We start from the raw sequence: 20911 nt of genomic DNA, 5'->3' as shown, positions 1-20911 counted from the left end.
AGCCGTGCTCACCGACGCCCTAGACCTGCTGATCTGCCCCCACTGCGGCGCCGATTGGGATCCGGACGCGAGCAGCCGTCGGATGCTCGTGTGCGCCGAGGGCCACCGGTACGACGCCGCGCGGCAGGGGTATATCAACTTCCTCACCGGCCGCGGGAGCCGGCTCACGCCGGACACGGCCGAGATGGTCCTCGCACGGGACCGCTTTCTCGCGGCCGGCCACTACACCCCGATCGTCCGCGCGCTCGTCGACGCATGCACGCGGCTGCCGGATGGCCCAGCGGTCCTCGACGCCGGCGCGGGGACCGGCTACTACCTTGCCGCGGTCCTGGATGCTGGGGGGCGCGGCGGCGCACGACGCCGTGCACGCGCCGTCGCGCTCGACCTCTCACCACACGCGCTGCGCAGGGCCGCGAAGATCCCCGGCGTCGCAGCGGTGGTGTGGGACGTGTGGCGGCCGTTGCCGCTCGCAGCCGCAAGCATCAACGCGGTGCTGGATGTGTTCGCCCCCCGGAATCTGCCGGAGTTCGCGCGTGTCACCCGGCGTGGCGGCCTTCTGTTGGCGGTCACCCCGCTGCCCGGGCACCTCGCCGAGCTCCGTTCCCGGCTGCCGCTGCTCGCGGTGCCAGAGGGCAAGGCCGAGGAGCTCGAGCACGCGGCCCAGGGCCACTGGGAGCCGGTGTCCCGCGCAGAACTGGCGTTCCCCCTGGTCCTGTCCCCCGAGGCGGGCGCCGACCTGGCCCAGATGGGACCCGCCGGGCACCACACGGGCCGCGAGGAGCTCGAGCGCCTGATCGGAGGCGAGGAGCTCGCGGCGACGGCCGCGGTGGAGCTCAGCGTGCTGAGGCGGCGCTGACCGCCTCCTCACGCACCCGCGTCCCGGCGGCCGGGCGCCGGAGGTCCACGCGCAGCACCCGCATCGCGGCCTGGATGAGCGGGCCGATGCCGAATGCGAACACGGCCGTCCCAATCCCCACGGTGCCGCCGAGCAGCCAGCCGAGGGCCACGACCGAGAGCTCGATCCCCGAACGCACGATCCACACGGCCCAGCCGGTGCGGCCCACGAGGCCTGTCATGAGCCCGTCCCGCGGGCCAGGCCCCAGACCCGCGCCGATGTACAGGGCGGAGGCCGCGGCGAGCAGAACGAGACCGCCGGCGAGCGCGCCGGCCTGCCACGCGACGTCGTGCCCCGCGGGGATCCACGCGAGTCCCAGATCCGCGAACGGCCCGATGAGCACGGTATTGAAGAGCGTTCCCCAGCCCGGCCGCTGCCGCAGCGGAATCCACCCGGCGAGCACGACGACGCTGATGGCCACCGTGGCAGTGCCGAAGCTCAGCCCGCTCACGCACGCGATCCCTTGGCCCAGCACGTCCCACGGGGAGGATCCAAGCCCGGAGCGCAGCAGGAGGGCAATCGCGATCCCGTAGAGGAAGAGGCCGAGGAAGAGCCTGCCGAGGCGGATCGGCAGGCGGGTGGTCGTGAGGAAGCGGGTCATGGGTTCCATCCTCGAAGGAATTGGACTCTTCGAACAGAGCCAATATGGATAGAGTGGCCTCATGGCCTCCGTGACGTCCCAGCGGCTCACAACGCTCCTCGGATCGTGGGCCGGACGAGGCCCCGCGTACACCGAGCTCGCCGAGCGCCTCCGGCTCTTGGCCCTCGACGGGCGGCTCCCCGACGGCACGCGCCTGCCCGCCGAACGGGACCTCGCGAGGACGCTCGGGCTCTCACGCACCACGATCGCCGCCGCGTACGCACGGCTGCGCGAGCTGGGCTGCCTCGACAGCGTCCGCGGGTCGGGAAGCTACATCGTGCTCCCGGCCCCGCCGGGCGTGCCGGCGGTGGACGAGGCAGGGATCCTCGACCTCACGAAGGCGGCGATGCCTGCGGCCAGTATCGTCGCTGAGTGCGCCGGGCGCGCCGTCGCGTCGCTCGGCCCAGAGCTCGGCCGCTCCGGGTACGAGATCGTGGGGCTTCCCCGGCTTCGGATAGCCGTCGCGGAGCACTTCGCGCGCCGCAGTGTCCCGACCGATCCGGACCAGATCATGATCACGAACGGGGTCCAGCACGCGATCGCGCTCGTGGTCGGCCTGCTCGTCTCCTCCGGCGACCGGGCCGCGGTCGAGCAGCCCACCTATCCGCACGCCATGGACGCGCTGCTCGCGGCGAAGGCGCGCCTCGTCCCGCTCCCGGTGAGCCCCACCGGCTGGGACCTCGACGCCGCCGAGGCCGCGTTCCGGGCCTCGTCGCCCGTCCTGGCCTACGTCATGCCAGACTTCCACAACCCGACCGGCGGGAGCCTCGACGTCGCGGGGAGGGAGCGGCTCGCGCGGCTGGCGGCCCGATCCGGCACGCTGCTCCTGGCGGACGAGACGACGGCACTGCTCGACATCAGCCGGGGTCCGCTCCCTCCGCTCGCCGCATTCTCGCCCTCGGCCGTCACGCTCGGCGGTCTGGCCAAGCTCGCGTGGGGCGGGCTCCGCGTCGGCTGGATCCGTGCCCCGCGATCAACCGTGGGCCGCCTCGCGCAGGCGCGTACGAGCCACGACCTCGGCACGCCCGTACTCGAGCAGCTCGTCGCCGCCGAGCTCCTCGAGCACGAAGACGTCCTCGTCGCTGAGCGCCGCGCGCGGCTGGGCGAGGGGCTCCGCGCCCTCATCACGGCCCTCACGGCGTACTTCCCCGGGTGGACCGTTCCCGCGCCCAACGGCGGGATGGCCGTCTGGGCGGATTGCACGCCGATGTCCTCCTCGCGGCTCGTCATGGCATCCCGATTGCACGGCGTGGCCCTCACCGCGGGGCCCCGGTTCGGCGTCAATGGGGCCTTCGAGCACCGGCTGCGGCTGCCGTTCACGGCGTCGCCCGACGAACTGCGCTCGGCCGTGGCGGCGCTGGCGGCCGCGGCCCAGGACGGCTCCGCGGGGCCCAGCGTGGCTCCCCTCATCGCCGTGTGAAGGCGCTGCGCGCCGGGCACTGGTTGCGGTTGCCGAACCGCAACCGATGCGAGAGGAACGGCCCGCGGCGACTGGACTAATGTGGGAGCAGAGGTCCGCTGCGTCAGGAGGGACGGGATGGACTGGTTCGAACACAACGCCTGGATGGTGTGGCTCGTGCTGGCGCTCGTGCTGGGCGGGATCGAGATGCTAAGCCTGAGCCTCGTCTTCGTCATGCTCTCCGGCGGCGCCCTCGCCGCGCTCGTAACGGCACTTCTCGGTGGCCCGGCATGGCTGCAGGCCCTCGTCTTCGCTCTCGTCTCGGTGGCGATGATCGCGTTTGTCCGTCCGATCGCCGTCAAGCACATGCGCCCCTCGATCGAGGACGCCCGGACCAACATCGACCGCCTCCTGGGGGCGTCGGCCACCGTCGTCGAGCCCGTCGACGCAGGCCGCGGGCTCGTGAAGATCGGCGGCGACGTCTGGACCGCCCGCGCCGAGCGCGGCGAGTTCCTGCCCGGGGACGTCGTCAAGGTCGTCGCGATCGACGGGGCGACCGCGGTCGTGGCTCCAAGCGGTACCACATCGCCCTACAGAAGCTAGGTCCACCACCATCACAAGGGGGAAACCCATGGACGCCGGAAGCATCCTTCTGCTCGTCGTCGTCATCGCCGTCATCGTGTTCGTCGCTATCGTCCTCGGACGCTCAGTGCGGATCGTCCCGCAGGCGCGCGCGGGCGTCGTCGAGCGCCTCGGCAAGTACCAGCGCACGCTCAACCCCGGCCTAACGCTGCTCATCCCGTTCGTGGACCGCCTCCTGCCCCTGCTCGACCTGCGCGAGCAGGTCGTCTCGTTCCCGCCTCAGCCGGTCATCACGTCAGACAACCTCGTGGTCTCGATCGACACGGTCGTCTACTTCCAGGTCACCGACCCCCGCGCCGCGACCTACGAGATCGCCAACTACATCCAGGCCGTCGAGCAGCTCACGATCACCACGCTGCGCAACGTCGTCGGTGGACTCAACCTCGAAGAGGCCCTGACGTCCCGCGACCAGATCAACGGCCAGCTCCGCGGAGTGCTCGATGAGGCGACGGGCCGCTGGGGTCTGCGTGTCTCACGGGTCGAACTCAAGGCGATCGACCCACCGCACTCGATCCAGGACTCCATGGAGAAGCAGATGCGCGCCGAGCGTGACCGCCGCGCCGCCATCCTCACGGCCGAGGGCACCAAGCAATCGGCGATTCTCACGGCCGAGGGCGAGCGGCAGTCGCAGATCCTCAAGGCCGAGGGCCAGGCGAAGGCTGCGGTCCTCAAGGCGGACGGCGAAGCGCAGGCCATCCAGAAGGTCTTCGATGCGATCCACCAGGGCAACCCCGACCAGAAGCTCCTTGCCTACCAGTACCTCCAGACGCTGCCCAAGATCGCCGAGGGCGGCTCGAACAAGCTCTGGATCATCCCGAGCGAACTCGGCGAGGCGCTCAAGGGCATCGGCGGGGTGCTCGGCAACGTCGCCCAGACGGACGAACCGGTTCCCGTGACGTCCGCTCCACCACAGGCGGCGGACCTCGAGGAGGACGCCCGAGCGTTCGAGGCGCAGGCCGCGAAACCCTCTGAGCTCGACGCCGAGGCCGAGGGGATCCTGCGCCACGGTGTGCACCGCGGGATCGGGAGCCTGGGCCGGGGCACCGAGGACACCGCGGGCGATGACGGGATACGCCCCGCCGAGTGAGGCCCTCTCGGATATAATGGGAGGTCGGCCAACGCCATATCTGTGCCGGGGCGCGGGAACATCGCACCCGGGGCACGCGTTGGCATATGAGTCGGACCATGTCCACGTCCGGCGGAACGCGAGGGAGTAGAGATGAGCGACCGCAGCCTGCGCGGCATGCGTCTGGGTGCACAGTCCATGGAGACGGAGGCGGGCGTCGAGCCGGCGCCGCGCCAGCGCGTCGAGTACCGGTGTGACGACGGCGAGCAGGTGTTCGTCACGTTCTCCTCCGAGGCTGAGATTCCCCCTGTCTGGACGTCCAAGACCGGCAAGGAGGCGTTCCTCGTGGATGGGGAGCGTCCTACGGACGCCAATGCCAAGGCCGTGCGTACGCACTGGGACATGCTTCTCGAGCGTCGGTCCATCCCGGAGCTCGAGCAGATCCTCTCCGACCGTCTCGATCTCCTGCGGAGCAAGCGCGGCGAGCGGACGAGCTGAGCCAGGCGGACCACAGCAGACAGTGAGGGCGGGAACCGGTCGGTTCCCGCCCTCACTGTCTCTGGGGCTGTGTCGTTGGCGTGGGTCAGCGCTGCGATCCGCGGCGCGTGAGCTGCCCCCAGCGCTCCGCGAGCCCCCAGCGAGTGACGTTGAACATGGCTTCGACGACGATGTTCCCGCTCATCTTTGAACTGCCCAGTTCCCGCTCGACGAAGGTCACCGGGACCTCGACGACCTTCAGGCCCATCGTGGCCACCCGCCACGCGAGGTCCACCTGGAAGCCGTAGCCCTTCGAATCAATGGCGTCGAAGTCCAGCTTCTCAAGAGTCGTGCGCCGAAAGGCCCGGTAGCCAGCCGTGATGTCCTTGAGCTTCAGGCCAAGCATGACGCGCGCATAGGTGCTCCCCGTGCGGGAGATGAGCTGGCGGTAGGCAGGCCAGTTGACCACGGAGCCGCCCTTGACCCAGCGGGAACCGATGACGAGGTCCGCGCCGTCCTCGACTGCGTCCAGCAACGACGGGAGCTGCTCGGGCCGGTGGGACCCGTCCGCATCCATCTCCACGATCACGTCGTAGTCGCGCTCGAGCGCCCAGCGAAAGCCTGCGATGTAGGCGGCGCCGAGGCCCTCCTTGCCCTTGCGGTGCATGACGTGCACTTGAGGATCCTCGGCCGCGAGGCGGTCGGCGAGGGCGCCGGTGCCGTCAGGGCTGTTGTCATCCGCCACGAGCACGTCCGATCCCGGAACAGCGGCACGCAGGCGGCCGAGGGTCTTGGGCAGCGAATCGAGCTCATTGAACGTGGGGATGATCGTGAGAATGCGCACGAAGGGCCTTTCAGGGCGGGGGTCAGGCGCGCCACGAAGGCGCAAAGGCCCATTATAGCCAGCCGTGTTGGGCACCTCGCCTGCGGGAGGGAGGCCCTGACAGGCCCGTGCGTCTTCGGGCCAATCGCGCGGGACGGGCAGCTGGTCGGTCCCCCGGACTGTTTTCTACGGACGCACGGGCCTGCCCTGACGCCTTGATCCCCCGAACTGATCGGCGAACCGGGCCTGCCGCGGGCTGACTAAGCCCGTTGCCCCCGATCCTACGGGGTCACACACAGGTGTCAACCGTCCGTTCATCTGGGGTTTCTTACGTTGTCCCAGATCAGCGGTGGGCACGACCGGCGTCGAACGCGTCGCTGCGGAACAGCTCGCGGCCCTCGTGGACGGTTTGGAGGCACTCGGGAAGGGTCTCGATGTCCAAGGCGGGCAGGAGGGGTGTCCTGGCCCGCGGATCCGTGCTCCAGGCCTGGACGCGCTCGTCGGCGACCTGCACCATGAGCTCCTCTGCGCGCCATACCGCGAAGCTCGCGGGTGCTCCGGGCACGAGCTGGCCCATCAGCGGATTCACGTGCTTGACGGCCCTCCAGCCAGAGCGTGTATGTCCGATGAAGGCCGCTCTCGCGGAGATGCGCTGGGTGGGATCCGAGTGCGTAAGGCATGCGCGCACGCTCTCCCAGGGGGAAAGTGCGCACACGGGCGAGTCGGAGCCGAACGCGAGCGGGACCCCGGCAGAGTAGAAGCGGATGAAGGGGTTCATCCCCGTCCGTCTGGGACCAAGCCTCCGTTCGTACAGGCCGCCGGGGGCGCCCCAGGCTACGTCGAAGAGCGGTTGGGCGCTGACCGTCACTGCGAAGTCGGCCAGTGCCGCGGCGTCGGCTTCGGTGGCCATCTCGACGTGCTCGAGCCGGTGGGCGGCGGCGCGCACTGCTGCCAGTCCGACCTTCGACGACGCGATGCGCAGACCTTCGAGGGCTAGCTTCAGGCCGCCGTCGCCGATCACGTGGAAGCCGCCCTGCACTCCGATCTCCGAAGTTGCCCCAAGGTGGGCGGCGATCTGGTCGGCTGTGAGGAAGGCTCGTCCGCGGCTTCCCGTGGCGTCCGTGTAGTCCTCGGTCATGAGGGCAGTGCGGCTGCCGATCGAGCCGTCGATGTTGAGGTCGCCGGCCAGGCCGCGGACCGGCACCCCGAGCCCGTCGAGGACCGAGCGTGCCTCCTCGGCCGAGCTGACAGCCTGCCCCCAGTATGCGATCACCTCCGGGTCCGAGCCGGGCCCGCCGGACTTGGCGTTGCGGCCCAGTAATAGCTGAAGGTCCCGTAGGCCCGCCAGCTGAGGTGCCGCCTGCTCGACGAGGGCCACGTAGCCTTTCGCTGCGGCGTGCTCGAGCGCGCGGGTGTGGAGGGCCTCGATCTCGTCCTCGCCCTGCGGCCGCGCTGCTTCCCGGGCAGCGTAAAGCGCCTCACCCACGGCGCGCGCATCTTCATGCCCTTCGCTGCGAGCGATCGCGGCGGCCTCCGCGAGGGCGGGCGAGACGAGCGCCGAATGCGCATCCACGCGCGTGAGGATCGCCCGGCGTCCTCCAGAGGCCCGGTCCAATTCCTCCGCGGTCGGCAACGCCGGGTCGTCCCACGTTGTCTCGTCCCAGCCGTAGCCGCGGACCACGGACCCAGCATCGAGCGAGTGACCCGAGCGAGCGACGGCGTCGAGCAGCTCGGTGGCCGAACGTACCTCCGTCAGGTCGGTCGAGGTCAGCGCAAGGCCGGTGTCGGTGATGTGGACGTGGGAGTCGATGAATCCGGGGGCGACGAGGGCACCGTCGAGGTCCACAATCCGCATACGGTCGTCAGCAATTGACGTCGCGGCCTGCTCGGAGCCAATCCACGCGACAGTGCCGCCGTCCACGAGCATCGCGGACGCAAGGGGGTCGGCCGCGGAGTAGACCGAACCGTTGCGGTAGAGGGTGAGCTTCCGCTCATCGGACATGGATGGATCCTCGTTCTCTCGTTCTTCTCTCGGCCTAGTCGGACACGGCCGAATAGGCCACTACGCCGCGGCGCACGATGCCGATTGCCTCATGACATAGCCTGGACAGCCGCGGCTCGATGCCCGGCACGTCGGCAAGCTGGTCCAGCAGGTCGATCACCTGGCGTACCCACCGCACAAAGTCGCCTGCGGCAAGCTCTGTTCCCGTCAGGACGTTCTGCAGGTCCCGCCCGCGAGCCCACTTGTAGATCGGCCAGACCAGGCCGAATTCGGGCTCGGAAGTTCGCGGCAGTCGATGCTGCTCCTCTGTATCCTCGAGCTGGGACCACTCTCGGAGCACGACGTCGACCGCCACGTCGAGCGAGACGCTCGGCATCTTGGGAATCAGTCCCCGTTCCTCGCGCTTGGCCTGGTAGACGAGAGTGCTCACGAGCGCCGCGAGCTCGGCCGCATCCACGTCGTCGAACGCCCCCCTACGCAGCGCGAGGGCCGTCAGCATGTCCTTATCCCCGTAGATGCGGCGCAGCTGCTGTCCGGAAGGGGTGACCTCAAGCCCGTTCGGGCTGGCGGCGAGGCATCCGTAGGACTCGAGGACCCCGCACACCCGGTCGAACGTCTTGGCTATCGTATTAGTCCGCCCCTGGATCTGCTCGACGAGCCGGTCAGTCTCCTTGCGGAGCTTGATCCAGCGCTCGGCCCAGCGCGCGTGGTCCTCGCGTTCTGCGCAGCCGTGGCACGGATGGGTCCTGAGCTGCCGCCGCAGTTCGGTGATGCGCTTCTCCGTGTCCTGGTAGCCGCTCGCAAAGGCGAAGTCCCGCTTCGATCGCCGGGAGCGCATCCCATCCTCGGACCCGTCGAGCCGCGCGCGCTCCACGGCGTGGCGCAGCGATGCCGCAAGATCCCGGCGGTCCTTGGGTCGCTTGGCGTCGAAATGCTTCGGGATCCGGATCCGCGCGATCGGCTCGACGGGGCCATCGACGTCGTGGAGTCCTATCCGGCGCAGGTTCCGGTCGAAGGTGAGGACCTGAGGCCTTGGTTCCCTTGCGTTGGTGTCCCCATTGAGAACTACCGCGCTTCCCGCGAGGCGGCCCTGGCCGATCTCCACGACGTCGCCCGGCGCGAGGCGCGCGAGCGAGTCAACGGTCATGGACCGGCGGGCACGGCCGGCCTGACGCGAGGCGAACTTCTCGGCCTCATTCAACTCCTGCCGGATCCTCGAGTATTCAGCGAAGTCCCCGAGATGGCACGTCATGGCCTTTTCATAGCCAGCCATGGACTCCTCGCGGCTGCGGACCTGCCGAGCAAGTCCAACCACCGAGCGGTCGGCTTGGAACTGGGCGAACGAGCTCTCGAGGATCCCGCGGGCCCGTTCGCGCCCAAACTGCGCCACGAGGTTGATGCTCATGTTGTAGGTCGGCCGAAAGCTCGAGTTGAGCGGGTAAGTACGGCGCGACGCGAGGCCGGCAAGCGCGGCGGGGTCGAGGCCGGGCCGCCACTGGACCACGGCATGGCCCTCGACGTCGATCCCCCGCCGGCCGGCTCGCCCCGTGAGCTGGGTATACTCCCCCGCGGTGATGTCCACGTGCGCCTCACCGTTGAACTTCTCGAGCTTCTCGATGAGTACGCTCTTGGCCGGCATGTTGATGCCCAAGGCGAGCGTCTCGGTGGCGAAGACGATCTTGACCAGCCCCGCGGCGAACAGCTTCTCGATCGTCTCCTTGAAGGTGGGCAGGAGGCCGGCATGATGTGCCGCGAGGCCGCGCTGGAGGCCCTCGCGCCATCCCCAGAAGCCCAGCACGGGCAGGTCCGCAGTAGGGATATCGGCGGCCGCAGCCTCGACGGCGGCTGTGATCTCCGCCTTCTCGGCAGGCGTGGTCAGGTCGAGTCCCGCGTCGAGACACTGCTGGACTGCCGCGTCGCACCCCGCCCGGGAGAAGATGAAGTCGATCGCGGGAAGCAGGCCACGCCGCTCGAGGGCCTCGACCATCTGGGGGCGGCTCGAGCGCGTGCCGGGCAGGGGCGCCGCGTCGCCCGGCCTTCCACCGCGCGGCGACTGCTTCTCGCCCCGCTGGCGCTCCTCCCGGCGCCGGGCACGGCCGCCGTGCCCGAACCTGCCCCGGTAGAGCTGCTGGGACTCCCTGCGCGCGAGCTCGACCAGTTCAGGGTTGACGGCCGTCAGCTCGGATACGCTCGCCTCTCCCCGCGGAGACTCGTGCGGAGCGGGCGACGGCGCGTCCTCCTGACGCTGTTCTGGCCGCCTGCCGTCGTGGTCGTGGACGTCAGCGAGATCTTCGAAGGACTGCCTCGTGGCGAACAGGTCCACGAGCTGCCGCCCCACGAGGACGTGCTGCCACAATGGGACCGGCCGGTGCTCTGAGAGGATGATGTCCGTCTCCCCGCGCACAGTGTCGAGCCAAGCGCCGAACTCCTCCGCATTGGATACGGTAGCGCTCAAGGAGACGAGACGGACCTCCTGCGGGAGGTGGATGATCACTTCTTCCCACACCGCGCCGCGGAAGCGGTCCGCGAGGTAGTGGACCTCGTCCATGACCACGTAGCCGAGGCCAGTGAGGGTGTCTGAGTCCGCATAGAGCATGTTCCGCAGGACCTCGGTGGTCATCACGACGATCGGCGCCTCACCGTTGATCGTCGTGTCCCCTGTGAGAAGCCCGACCTTGTCCGTACCGTGGATCGCGCCGAGCTCGGCGTACTTCTGGTTGGAGAGCGCCTTGATCGGGGTCGTGTAGAAGGCCTTGAGTCCCCTGCTCAAGGCCAGATGGATTGCGAACTCGCCAACGATGGTCTTGCCCGCGCCCGTGGGAGCGGCGACGAGGACGCCGCGGCCGGCTTCGAGCGAGCGGCACGCGGCAACCTGGAAATCGTCCAGCGGGAAGTCGACGGTCGCCGAGAATGCTCCCAGCTCCGTCTTAGCCAGAGCCCTGCGCTTAGCATCCGCCGCGTAGCGTTCAGCGGGGGACATGCTCTCGGCGGGGGTGGACATGCCCCCAGCCTAGTCCCTGAGCCTCGAGGTCAGAGGTCCTCGAGGTCGGCTCTCGAGGTTGGGGTGTCGGCGCTGGCGTCGGTCTCGGCGGCGAATTTCGCCGTCCGCCTCGCGCGCCTCCGGTCATTGAGCAGGCAGATGCCGATGGCGACGAAGAAGAGGGCGAGGAGCGGGATGGCGAGCATGAACATTGAGATTGCGTCCGCGCCTGGAGCCGCGATGGCGGCGAGGACGAACACGAGGAACACCGTGATGCGCCAGGCCTTGAGGATCGTCCTCCCCGCCAGCACGCCTGCCATGTTGACGGCGACAAGGATCACCGGGACGAGGAAGGCGATGCCGAGGAACAGGAACATGTGCGTGACGAAGTCCACGTACTCGCGTCCATCGATGATGTTCGAGAAGCCGGAGGGCGTGAACTGGGTCAGTGCCCTGACCACCTGTGGGGTGACGAGCCAGCCGACCCAGACCCCGGCGAGGAACAACGGCACTGCGGCGACCATGAAGCCGAGCGTGTACCGCCTTTCCTTCGCCGTCAGCCCGGGCATGATGAAGGCCCAGATCTGGTAGATCCAGACAGGGCTCGCGATGACGAGGCCGATCTGGATCGCCAGTTGGAGCTTGAAGTCGAAGGGCGAGGCAATGGTGGAGAAGTTGATCGAGGAGGCCCCGCCAGTCATGTGCGAGATGTTCTCGACGGGCTGCTCGAGTTCCTTCAGGAATGGGTCATAGAGGAACCAGCCTCCTACGGCACCGAGGGCCACGCCGATGGCCGCCTTGATGAGCCGGTTCTTCAGTTCCCGCAGGTGTTCCAGCAGGGGCATGCGCCCCTCGGGGTTGGCCTTCCCCCCCTTGCCGACGGCCACCTCAGGCGCGCGAGGAAGGACCGGCGTTTCCGTCGGGCTGGCCGGCGCTCTTCGGCGGGATGACCTTGCCCTCGACGGGCTGCTCGCCGTCCGAGCCGGATGACTTCGAGGACGAGGACGAGTCCTTGCCGTCGTTCTTCATCTCCTTGACCTCCGACTTGAGGATGCGCATCGACTGGCCGAGGGCGCGGGCCATGGCCGGAAGCTTCGGCGCGGCAAACAGGAGCAGCGCAACGATGATGATGATGACGATGGGCCAAGGGCCATCGAAGAGTCGTCCCACGAGGAATCCTTTCGTTGCTTAGAGTCTAGTTGAGTCCGAGGTCGGTGAGGGACTGCATCTGCCCCCTCGCCCTGCGCCGGGCCACACGGCGGTCCCTCCGCGCCACACGGCGCTGCTCACGGCCTTCGTCGTACTCACGGCGCATCTGCTCCGGATCGGCGAATACGGCGCTTCCGGGAACCGGGCCAGCAGGTGCTGAGGGAACAGGAACCGCCGGTCGCCGGTCCGCGACCTGTTCGAGGGCCTCCCCCGCCGCACGCATAGCGGTGAGACCCTTGCGGAATAGGTAGATTCCGCCGAGCACGAGCGTGAGAAGGGCGCACGCGCCAAGCGCCACCCAGATGAGGATCCATGACCACCACGGCACGGAGGCCAGCCTATCTGGTCGCCGGGCGGGGCGCGTACGGTGCGAGGGCCCGCTGGAGCCATGCGCGGCTTGCCTCGACGGCCGCTGCGGGCGACTCGAGGGCCACGCCGCCACCGAACTGGGCGAGGAAGGACGGGAGCCATGCCGGGTCGGAGATGCGAAGGATCGTCCGGCGGCTGCCGTCGGCGAGGTCGCGCCCGTCATGGGCGTCGAAGCTCGTCTCGGCCCAGAGTGCCTCGGGGGCTAGACGCACCGTCGCCTCGAGGTCGCCGGCCCCGTGCATGAAGAGGGCATCCTCGCCGGCGTCGAACCCCTCGGGGAGCGGCAGCGGTGGGGCGGGCTCCACAGATTCGATCCGGTCGATGCGGAAGACGCGCCGCTCGCCGGCTCGGTGACAGTAGCTGTTGACGTACCACCTGTTTCCGTCCGCTGCGACGGAGATCGGGTTGATGTGGCGCTCGGTCCGCTCGTCCTTGGTCGGGTTGAGGTAGACGAGCCTGACGGTGCGCCCCTCCCGTGCGGCCTCTGCCAGCAGGGGCACGAGGCCGGCGTTCCGGCTCGGCTCGTTCGCGACATCGATCTCGGGCAGACCGCGGAGCCCCTCGATGGCTGCTGCGGCGACCTTCGCCGAGAGCTCGCCCAGTGCTGGGCGCTGCTGCGCGGGCACGAGCGGGGCGAGTGCCTGTAGCCCAAGCTGGAGCGTGACCGCCTCGGCGGGCGTGAGTCGGCGGGGACGGGAGAGCTCGTCCGCGTTCGCAATGGAGACAATGCCGTCATCGAGGATGATCTCGATGTAGCTCTGGAAGCCGCCCGAATCGATGGGTCCCGCTTCTTGGAGAAGCTCCAGCTCGCTGCGCACCTGCCGCACGGTGAGCCCGAACCGGTCCGCGACCTCCTCAATCGCCACGGGACCGGGGAGCAGGTACGGGACCAAATCCGTGAGCCGTTCGAGCCTCTCCTTGCCAGTCGTGATCTTCCGCGATGCCTTCGCGCCAGGCGCTTCCGGTGCACCCGGGGTGCCGAGGGCTTCGAGTGCACCCGTGAACCGTGCGGCTACCGCGGCCGCGAGGTCGGCGGGCTCCTCGACGATCACGGCATCTCCAAAGCCTGCGATACGCTCCGCCGCGACCGAGACGTCGCGGAACGTGTAGGTGCCGGTGTCCCAGCCGTCGGGGCCGCGGACGTCGAGCGTCCATTCTCGGCGCAGGTCAAGCGCGCGGTCCTCGGCGATGCGCAGGCGCGCGCTCCGATCCGGCAGCTCGTCGAGCCCGGCGAGCGCCCTGCCCAGAGCACCCGGCTCAGGCGGAGGGAACGCATCCGGCTCGCCGACGGCCACCGTCCCGCGGATCCGCGAGAGCCGGAAGACACGGGTCGCGTCCCGGTCGAGGTCGTGCCCCGCGACGTACCACTGCCCGTAGCGCTGTCCGAGGCCCCACGGTTGGAGTCGGCGCCTTGTGCGTTCCCGCGTGCTCGCGGCGAAGTACTCGAACTCGACAACTGAACCGCGGTGAGCAGCCTCGGTCAGCACGTCCCAGTGGGGCTCGTCGAGCCGCAGGCGGGGCTGGACCTGGGAGGGCGGGGTCTCCGGGAGCGCCCCGGCCGCCTCGAGCCGCCTCAGGGCACGCTGGGCCTCCGCGCCGGCCACAGCACCCTCGCAGACGAGCGCGGCGAGGGCCAGCCAGGCGGACTCCTCCGCTGTGAAGGCTTGTGGCGGGAGCCTGAAGCCCTGAGGGTCGATCCGGTACAGCGATGTCGTGTCCTCGTCGCTCTCGCGTGCGTAGCCCTCGCGCTCCCGGATGTCGGCGCCCATCGCGCGGAGCGTCGCCTTGTCCCGCTCGAACTTCCTGAGGACCCGCTCCCTGTCGGTTTCCCTCGACGACTGAGCCGCCCTCGCGCCGTCGTGCGCGTCCTCAAAGCCGTAGATGTCCCTCAGGATCCGCTCGCGGGAGATCCCCAGCTCAGTGTGCAGAAGGGCGATGAGCAGGTTCAGCAGGCGCGAGGTGTTGGCTTCGGACACAGTTGCAGACTATCCCGTCACGTGGGGGAAGGATGGCGAGCGGGCAGCCCTGGGCCGCCCGCCCGCCACTGTGTGGTCGCCTGGATTCAGCCTCAGCGGACCCCGACGAGGTCGACGACGAAGATGAGCGCTTCGTTGGGCTTGATCGCCCCGCCGGCGCCGCGCGAGCCGTATGCGAGGTCGGAAGGGATCTCGAGCCGGCGGCGGCCGCCGACCTTCATGCCGAGCAGGCCCTGGTCCCAGCCCTCGATGACCTGACCGACGCCGACACGGAAGTCGAGCGGCGCGCCGCGGTTCCAGGAGGCGTCGAACTCCTCACCCGTGGACCATGCGACGCCGACGTAGTGGGCCGAGACCGTGTCGCCCGCGACGACCTCGCGGCCGTCGCCCTCGATGAGGTCGACGATCTTCAGCTCCGTGGGGGTCTCGCCTTCGGGGAAGTCGATCTCGGGCTTCTGGCGGTCGTACTGGCGCTGTCCGAAGGACATGGTGCCTCCTCTTGATCGAAGGTGGATACGGGCTGCGTGACGCGCGGCGGCTACTTGATACCCAGGATGTCGACGACGAACACGAGATCGCCCTTGGCCTTGCCCTGACCCTGGTCGCCGTAGGCCTGCGCGGCAGGAATGACGAGGAGCACGCGGGAGCCGACCGTCTTGCCCGCAAGGCCCTTGGTCCAACCGGGGATGACCCCCTGGAGGCTGAAGGTGGCTGGCTGACCGCGGTCGAAGCTCGAGTCGAACTTGGTGCCGTCGGAAAGGTTCACGCCGACGTAGTTGGCGACAATGGTGTCGGCCTCCTTGACCTTGTCACCGTGGCCCGTGATGAGGTCCTGGGCAACGACGTCCTTGGGCTTGTCGGCTCCCTTGACATCGATCTGGGGGACCCCCTTGTCGTCCACCGTGACCTTGGGCAGGCCCGCCGGGAGATTCGTCACGGCGTCACCCTCGGGCTTGGCCAGAGGGCTCGGAGTGTCCTTCGTCGAGAGGACCTTGATGACCAGGAGGGTCGACGCCGCGGCCTCCGAGCTCTTGCCTGTCCCCTGCGCCGGTGTCGCGTAGGCGAGGTAGGAGCCGACCTTTGCGCCGACGAAGCCGTTGTAGACGGCGGCGCTCCCCTGCTTGAGCTCATCGGAGAGCTCGACCTTCTCGGAGGTCCCCTTGCTGAACGTGTCCTCGAGTACGGAACCGTCCGCGCCGTTGAGCGCCACGTAGCCGATCTCGACCGTCTGGCCCGCCTTCACCTGATCGCCGGACCCAGGCTCGACCATCTTGATGGTCTCGTCCTTGACCGAGAGCGGCTTCGGGAAGTCAACGGCTGGGGCCTTGTCCCCCGGAGTGACCTTGAGCTGGTCGAGCGCGGCTACCTGGCCTGCGTTGGAGGGCGTTGGACTGGACGACGAAGGGGAGCTTGCGCAGCCCGCCACGAACAGGGCAAGCGGCAGCAGCAGGGCGATGAGTCGGCGCACTGGACAACTTCCTGTGGGGAATCCCGCCACGGGTGCGTGGCGGCGAACAGGCCATAAGGCCGCCCCCAAGCCTAGCGGGTCAGCCTGTGAAGGGCCTGAGGGTGTCGAGTAGCTCATCCACCCGCGGGTCCTCATTGGCGAACGGGTCCTTGCACAGGATGGTGTGGTGGGCGCGGTCGTTGAGCTTGAGGTGTACCCAGTCGACGGTGTAGTCCACCCCCGCGGCCTGGGCTGCCTTGACGAATCGCCCGCGCAAGCGCGCCCTGGTGCTCTGGGGTGGGTTCACGACGGCGTTGGCGATCGCCGCCTCGTCAACCACGCGTGCCGCAGCACCACGCCGCTGAAGCAGGAAGAACAGACCCCGCTCCGGGCTGATGTCGTGATAGGTCAGGTCGAGCTGTGCGACACGGGAAGAATCAAGGTCCACCCCGTGGCTCTCGCAGTACCGGTCAATGAGCTTCTTCTTGATAGCCCAGTCGACCTCCGTGTCAATCGTGCGTGTGTCCTGGGACTCGACGGCCACGAGGGTGCGCTCCCACAGGTCCAGGACGCGCTCCACGTGGGGCGTGTGGGCCCCGTTCGCGGCCACGAACTCCTTGGCCTTCTCGAGATACATCTGCTGCAGCGCGAGGGCGCTCGACTGCTGGCCGTTGGCGAGCCGCACCGGTGCCTTGCCGGTGAGGTCGTGGGAGATCTCGCGGATGCTCCGGATCGGGTTCTCCATGCGGGCGTCACGCATGATCGTGCCCGCCTCGATCATGCGCAGGATGAGGTCCACGGTCCCGAGCTTCATCATGGTGGTGGTCTCGGACATGGTCGAGTCGCCCACGATCACGTGCAGTCGCCGGTAGTGCTCCGCGTCGGCGTGCGGCTCGTCGCGGGTGTTGATGATGGGACGGGACCGCGTCGTCGCGGATGAGAGCCCCTCCCAGATATGGTCCGCACGCTGGGAGAAGGCATAGACAGGGCCTTGCGCGGTGCGCAGGACCTTCCCCGCGCCGCACAGCATCTGCCGCGTGACGAGGAAAGGGATGAGGACTTCGGCGAGGCGGGAGAATTCGGTGCGCCGCGGAATGAGGTAGTTCTCGTGGCTGCCGTACGAGTTGCCCGCCGTGTCAGTGTTGTTCTTGAAGAGGTACACGTGGCCGTCGAACCCCTCCTCGGCGAGCCGGCGCTCGGCCTCGCCAATGAGGTCCACGAGGATGCGCTCCCCCGCGCGGTCGTGCGCGATGAGCTGCGAGACGTCGTCGCACTCTGCTGTGGCGTACTCGGGGTGCGATCCGACGTCCAGATAGAGCCGCGAGCCGTTGGCCAGGAAGACGTTTGAGGACCGGCCCCAGCTCACGACCTTGCGGAAGAGGTACCTGGCGACCTCCTCGGGCGCGAGCGGCCGCCCCTGGGGACTCGAGTACGCGATCCCGAATTCAGTCTCCACCCCGTAGATGCGGCGGTCCACTTCTCAGCCCGCCCGCTCGGCCGGGCCGTCGAGAGCACTCCCGAGCTCGTCCGGGGCGATTCTGCGGAACGCCCGCCGTGTCCCCCGGGTCGTCTCCGAATTGCGGTCCAGAACGGCCACCTCAAGGGTGATCGCCTCGGTGCGGTCCTCGTGGAGGGCACCCGCGGCGAGCCGGATGGCCTCGTCGAAGGATGCCTCGGAGGTCCAGCCGTTGACCACGGTCTCAGCGACACGGTCCGCTGCGCCGCCCATGACCACGAACCGCCGCTCGTCGGCGATCGAGCCGTCGAAGGTGAGCCGGAAGAGGTGGTCGTGGTCGACATCGCTCCCCACCTCGGCGACCGTGAGCTCCACCTCGAAGGGCTTCTGTTCTGCCGTGAAAACAGCGCCGAGGCTCTGCGCGTACACGCTCGCGAGACCGCGGCCCGTCACGTCCTCGCGGTCGTAGGAGTATCCCCGGACATCGGCGTAGCGCACGCCAGCTTGGCGCAGGCTCTCGAACTCGTTGTACTTGCCCACTGCGGCGAACGCGATCTTGTCGTAGATCTCGCCGATCTTGTGCAGGGAGGGCGACGGGTTCTCGGCCACGAGCGCGATGCCGTCGCGGCAGCTCAGGACCACGACTGACCGGCCGCGCGCGATTCCCTTCCGGGCGAAATCCGCCCGGTCCTTCATGAGCTGCTCGGGCGAGACGTAGAACTGCTGGGTCATCTCAGGCCTCACGTCCGGCGATGCTGCGCTCGGCCACGATGGCTGCCGCGATCGTCGCGAGCTCCCGTTCGGCGACCCTGCGGCCACCCAGGCGAGAGACGGTGTAAACGACCGGCCACAGCTGCCGGACAGGGTCCGGACCTCCGGTCGCGGAGTCGTCGTCCGCCGCGTCGTACAGCGCCTCGACGGCGACCCGGACAGCGTCTTCCTCGGTGAGCCCGGGGCGCCAGAGCTTCTTGAGCGCCCCTCTGGCGAACACCGATCCAGAGCCGACCGAGTGGTGCTCGAGTTCCTCGTACCGGCCGCCGGTGACGTCATAGGAGAAGAGCCGCCCCAGCCCCGTCTCGAGGTCGAAGCCGGCGAACAGCGGAACGGCAGCGAGCCCTTGGAGTGCCAGTGGCAGATTCCCGCGGACCATGGCGCCGAGCCGCGTCGCCTTGCCTTCGAGGCTCAGGAGGGTGCCTTCGATCTTCTCGTAGTGTTCGAGCTCGACCTGGAAGAGCCGGGCGATGTCGATCGCGATCCCCGCCGTTCCAGCAATTCCAAGGACGGAGAACCTGTCCGCCGGGAAGACCTTCTCGATGTGCCGGCTCGCGATCATGTTGCCCATGGTCGCGCGCCGGTCCCCAGCCATGAGTACCCCGCCTGCGAAAGAGAGCGCCACGATGGTCGTCGCATGGGGGGCTATCGCCGAGGCGTCGGCCGGCAGGCTCCCGTGGAAGGGAAGGAGGTCTGGCCGGGTCGCTGCCAGATGCTCAGTGAAGGATGAGGTGGCGGCGGAGACGACGCGCTCGGCGAGGAAGTCGTTCATATGGGGCCTACTGTCCACCCTTCTGGACAAAACCTCGCACGAACTCCTCGGCATTGGTTTCCAGGACGTTGTCGATCTCGTCGAGCAGATCGTCCACGCCTTGGGTGTTCGCGGTGTCCTGGGCGCCTCCGGGGGCTGCAGCTGGCGTGGGGACGTCGACCGCCTCTTCCTCGCCCCGGGCGTCTGTGCTCTTCTGCTCCTGACCGGCCATGGCCGCCTCCTTGCGTCGGGCGCTTGGTTGGCGCCGGTTCTGCTAGGTCCTCTGATCCCTATACTGTCACCTTTCGGGCCCGTGTCACCCAGCGCCACGAGCACGTTCCGGCGTGCGCGGGCACCGCTAGGTCCGCCGCTCTCCGAGGAGGGCTGCAAGGAAATCCTCGATGTGCGCGTGCTCGTCGAAAAGGGCCTGTGTGAGGGGCTTCGTGCCGCGCAGTGGCTCCCGGGTCGGCACACGCTGGAGGCGGTAGCTCCCCGGCGGCGCGAAGACCACGGAGTCCCAGCTCGCGCTCACCACGCTCCCGGGGAAGCGCTTGATACTCGTGCCCCGAAACCATGCCCTGGTGTCGGCGGGAGGTTCCGCGACGGCGGCGGCCACCGTTCCGCGGTCCACCAGCGTCTCGAGTGCGCCGCGGGCGGCGAGCCGCAGGGCGATTCCCCGCTCGGGGCGCACGTCGGACCACTGGATGTCGACGAGCCCCAGCCGCGCGTCGCCCCACGCGAGGCCGTCCCGTGTGCGATAGCCGTCGAGGACGCGGAGCTTTGCGAGCCACTCGACGTACCCGGCGGCTGCGTCCCGGTCGCTCCCGAGATCGTTGAGCGCCTTCTCCCAGCGCTGCAGCACCTCGGCGGTGTGCCCGTCGCCGCCTTCGGCGGAGGCGACTCCGGAGTCAGCGGCGAGCTTGGCCGCGGCCTCGAAGTACATCCACTGGAGTTCGAGGCCGGTCACATATCTGCCGTCGAGCAGCCGGACCTTCTCCACCAGGTCGGTGTCGTGGCTCAGACGGTGCATTGCCGTGACCGGCTCGTGGACCTCTACCTCAGGGGCCCTGCCCGCTTCGATGAGGCTGAGGACAAGGGCCGTGGTGCCGAATTTGAGGTAGTTCGGGACCTGGCTGGCGTTGGCGTCTCCCACGATCACGTGGAGCCTGCGGTACTTGTCCGCGACCGCATGCGGCTCGTCGCGGGTGTTGATGATGGGACGCCGCATGGTCGTCTCGAGGCCGACCTCGGCCTCGAAGTAGTCGGCACGCTGGCTGATCTGATAACCGGGGCCCGAGCCGTCCTGGCCGAGCCCCACGCGGCCTGAGCCGCACAGCAGCTGCCGCGAGACGAAGAACGGCGTGAGCCCGGAGACGAGGTCCGAGAACGGCACGGAACGGGGCACGAGATAGTTCTCGTGGGAGCCGTAGGAGGCGCCCTTCCCGTCCGTATTGTTCTTGTAGAGGTTGATCGGCTCCCTGGTGGGGTCCTCGGCAAGGAAGCGCACGGTGGCCAACGCCACGGCATCGCCCGCCGAGTCCCACACGAGGGCATCGTGGGGATTGGTTACCTCGGGGCTCGAGTACTCAGGATGTGCGTGATCCACGTAGAGCCGCGCGCCGTTCCCGAGCACGAGGTTCATGAGCGCCGGCTCCTGGTCTCCGTCGAGCTCGATCTCGGCCGGCCCGTGGGCGAGTGCCACCGCCTCGGCAGTGAGGACGGGCTCGACGTCGGTGAGCTGGTCCGGGTGCGCACGCCCTCTGGACACAGACCAGCCGCGCGCGTCGCGCAGGGGCGTCTCGTCCGTGTAGTCCCAGCTTGTCCCGGCGTCCGCGGGACGCGTTGACCGGGTGAGGCGCGCGTAGGCTGCGATGACCTGCGACGACAGGTAGGTGGCATTGGCGCCCGGTGATTTCGGCGCGTGGACTCCGAACTCCGTCTCGGAGCCCATGACGCGCTGGGCTCCCCCGACCGCGAGGCCGGGGCTCACGTCGCTGCTCATGGCTCC

At 68.9% G+C, this 20911-nt stretch carries 20 protein-coding genes; 5 read left to right on the top strand and 15 right to left on the bottom strand.

What is annotated here, in order from left to right; translation table 11 throughout:
- Positions 1–4: 4 nt before the first annotated feature.
- A complete protein-coding gene (locus tag LF262_RS01355) occupies positions 5–856 on the top strand; it encodes a putative RNA methyltransferase (protein ID WP_235778497.1) in 852 nt (283 codons plus the stop codon).
- Here LF262_RS01355 and yczE read toward each other — a convergent pair.
- Positions 834–1496 carry a membrane protein YczE gene (yczE, locus tag LF262_RS01350; RefSeq protein WP_235778496.1) on the bottom strand — a complete coding sequence of 221 codons (663 nt, stop codon included), beginning with the start codon at positions 1494–1496 and terminating at the stop codon, positions 834–836. The two genes, LF262_RS01355 and yczE, sit on opposite strands and share 23 nt — an antisense overlap.
- 61 nt (positions 1497–1557) lie before the next feature.
- On the opposite strand from yczE, the gene yczR reads away from it, so the two are divergent.
- From yczR to LF262_RS01330, 4 genes are all read left to right on the top strand, one after another.
- The gene (yczR, locus tag LF262_RS01345) at positions 1558–2955 is read left to right on the top strand and encodes a MocR-like transcription factor YczR (protein WP_235778495.1); all 1398 of its coding nucleotides are present in this window, start codon (positions 1558–1560) and stop codon (positions 2953–2955) included.
- A 117-nt stretch (positions 2956–3072) separates the two neighbouring features.
- Positions 3073–3537, top strand: coding sequence for an NfeD family protein (locus tag LF262_RS01340; RefSeq protein ID WP_235778494.1), 465 nt, complete (start codon positions 3073–3075; stop codon positions 3535–3537).
- Positions 3538–3565: 28 nt separating this feature from the next.
- Positions 3566–4663: an SPFH domain-containing protein gene (locus tag LF262_RS01335; protein ID WP_235778493.1), complete on the top strand. Its 1098-nt coding sequence runs from the start codon at positions 3566–3568 to the stop codon at positions 4661–4663.
- Positions 4664–4795: 132 nt separating this feature from the next.
- Positions 4796–5140, top strand: a complete 345-nt coding sequence (locus LF262_RS01330; protein WP_235778492.1) for an RNA polymerase-binding protein RbpA — start codon at positions 4796–4798, stop codon at positions 5138–5140.
- Between the two features lie 85 nt (positions 5141–5225).
- Here the strand turns inward: LF262_RS01330 and LF262_RS01325 are convergent, their stop codons facing one another.
- The 14 genes from LF262_RS01325 to dop form a co-directional block, all read right to left on the bottom strand.
- Positions 5226–5963 (bottom strand): polyprenol monophosphomannose synthase, encoded by a 738-nt coding sequence (locus tag LF262_RS01325; RefSeq protein WP_235778491.1) that lies wholly within the window; start codon positions 5961–5963, stop codon positions 5226–5228.
- 322 nt (positions 5964–6285) lie between these two features.
- Positions 6286–7944, bottom strand: coding sequence for an amidohydrolase (locus tag LF262_RS01320; protein ID WP_235778490.1), 1659 nt, complete (start codon positions 7942–7944; stop codon positions 6286–6288).
- 34 nt (positions 7945–7978) lie between these two features.
- Positions 7979–10945, bottom strand: coding sequence for a DEAD/DEAH box helicase (locus tag LF262_RS01315; protein WP_235778489.1), 2967 nt, complete (start codon positions 10943–10945; stop codon positions 7979–7981).
- Positions 10946–10974: 29 nt separating this feature from the next.
- On the bottom strand, positions 10975–11769 hold the full coding sequence (gene tatC / locus LF262_RS01310; protein ID WP_235778488.1) for a twin-arginine translocase subunit TatC: 795 nt from the start codon (positions 11767–11769) through the stop codon (positions 10975–10977).
- Between the two features lie 43 nt (positions 11770–11812).
- Positions 11813–12094 carry a Sec-independent protein translocase subunit TatA gene (gene tatA / locus LF262_RS01305; RefSeq protein WP_235778487.1) on the bottom strand — a complete coding sequence of 94 codons (282 nt, stop codon included), beginning with the start codon at positions 12092–12094 and terminating at the stop codon, positions 11813–11815.
- Positions 12095–12119: 25 nt separating this feature from the next.
- Positions 12120–12461, bottom strand: a complete 342-nt coding sequence (locus tag LF262_RS01300) for a hypothetical protein (RefSeq protein ID WP_235778486.1) — start codon at positions 12459–12461, stop codon at positions 12120–12122.
- A gap of 10 nt (positions 12462–12471) precedes the next feature.
- Complete coding sequence (locus LF262_RS01295; RefSeq protein WP_235778485.1) at positions 12472–14478, bottom strand: helix-turn-helix transcriptional regulator; 2007 nt, start codon at positions 14476–14478, stop codon at positions 12472–12474.
- 92 nt (positions 14479–14570) lie between these two features.
- Positions 14571–14966, bottom strand: a complete 396-nt coding sequence (locus LF262_RS01290; RefSeq protein ID WP_235778484.1) for an FKBP-type peptidyl-prolyl cis-trans isomerase — start codon at positions 14964–14966, stop codon at positions 14571–14573.
- Positions 14967–15016: 50 nt separating this feature from the next.
- Positions 15017–15946 carry an FKBP-type peptidyl-prolyl cis-trans isomerase gene (locus LF262_RS01285; protein WP_235778483.1) on the bottom strand — a complete coding sequence of 310 codons (930 nt, stop codon included), beginning with the start codon at positions 15944–15946 and terminating at the stop codon, positions 15017–15019.
- 79 nt (positions 15947–16025) lie between these two features.
- Positions 16026–17402 carry a Pup--protein ligase gene (pafA, locus tag LF262_RS01280; protein ID WP_235778482.1) on the bottom strand — a complete coding sequence of 459 codons (1377 nt, stop codon included), beginning with the start codon at positions 17400–17402 and terminating at the stop codon, positions 16026–16028.
- Between the two features lie 3 nt (positions 17403–17405).
- On the bottom strand, positions 17406–18113 hold the full coding sequence (gene prcA / locus LF262_RS01275; RefSeq protein ID WP_235778481.1) for a proteasome subunit alpha: 708 nt from the start codon (positions 18111–18113) through the stop codon (positions 17406–17408).
- A gap of 1 nt (position 18114) precedes the next feature.
- A complete protein-coding gene (prcB, locus tag LF262_RS01270; protein ID WP_235778480.1) occupies positions 18115–18924 on the bottom strand; it encodes a proteasome subunit beta in 810 nt (269 codons plus the stop codon).
- A 7-nt stretch (positions 18925–18931) separates the two neighbouring features.
- Positions 18932–19135 carry a ubiquitin-like protein Pup gene (locus LF262_RS01265; RefSeq protein WP_235778479.1) on the bottom strand — a complete coding sequence of 68 codons (204 nt, stop codon included), beginning with the start codon at positions 19133–19135 and terminating at the stop codon, positions 18932–18934.
- A gap of 126 nt (positions 19136–19261) precedes the next feature.
- Entirely contained in the window at positions 19262–20905 is a 1644-nt protein-coding gene (gene dop / locus LF262_RS01260; protein ID WP_235778478.1) for a depupylase/deamidase Dop, read from the bottom strand.
- Positions 20906–20911 lie beyond the last annotated feature (6 nt).

This window comes from Sinomonas notoginsengisoli, from assembly GCF_021554725.1.
Lineage (GTDB): Bacteria > Actinomycetota > Actinomycetes > Actinomycetales > Micrococcaceae > Sinomonas > Sinomonas notoginsengisoli.
The sequence above is the reverse complement of the archived record's forward strand: the minus strand, read 5'-3'. Positions and strand labels throughout refer to the sequence as shown.

Excerpts from the sequence above, each read along its gene's own strand:
- prcA (WP_235778481.1), bottom strand. The coding sequence starts at position 18,113 with ATGACCCAGCAGTTCTACGTCTCGCCCGAGCAGCTCATGAAGGACCGG.
- yczR (WP_235778495.1), top strand. The coding sequence starts at position 1,558 with ATGGCCTCCGTGACGTCCCAGCGGCTCACAACGCTCCTCGGATCGTGG.
- LF262_RS01330 (WP_235778492.1), top strand. The coding sequence starts at position 4,796 with ATGAGCGACCGCAGCCTGCGCGGCATGCGTCTGGGTGCACAGTCCATG.
- LF262_RS01340 (WP_235778494.1), top strand. The coding sequence starts at position 3,073 with ATGGACTGGTTCGAACACAACGCCTGGATGGTGTGGCTCGTGCTGGCG.
- tatC (WP_235778488.1), bottom strand. The coding sequence starts at position 11,769 with ATGCCCCTGCTGGAACACCTGCGGGAACTGAAGAACCGGCTCATCAAG.
- LF262_RS01320 (WP_235778490.1), bottom strand. The coding sequence starts at position 7,944 with ATGTCCGATGAGCGGAAGCTCACCCTCTACCGCAACGGTTCGGTCTAC.
- dop (WP_235778478.1), bottom strand. The coding sequence starts at position 20,905 with ATGAGCAGCGACGTGAGCCCCGGCCTCGCGGTCGGGGGAGCCCAGCGC.
- LF262_RS01265 (WP_235778479.1), bottom strand. The coding sequence starts at position 19,135 with ATGGCCGGTCAGGAGCAGAAGAGCACAGACGCCCGGGGCGAGGAAGAG.
- LF262_RS01335 (WP_235778493.1), top strand. The coding sequence starts at position 3,566 with ATGGACGCCGGAAGCATCCTTCTGCTCGTCGTCGTCATCGCCGTCATC.
- LF262_RS01290 (WP_235778484.1), bottom strand. The coding sequence starts at position 14,966 with ATGTCCTTCGGACAGCGCCAGTACGACCGCCAGAAGCCCGAGATCGAC.
- LF262_RS01315 (WP_235778489.1), bottom strand. The coding sequence starts at position 10,945 with ATGTCCACCCCCGCCGAGAGCATGTCCCCCGCTGAACGCTACGCGGCG.
- yczE (WP_235778496.1), bottom strand. The coding sequence starts at position 1,496 with ATGACCCGCTTCCTCACGACCACCCGCCTGCCGATCCGCCTCGGCAGG.
- prcB (WP_235778480.1), bottom strand. The coding sequence starts at position 18,924 with ATGAACGACTTCCTCGCCGAGCGCGTCGTCTCCGCCGCCACCTCATCC.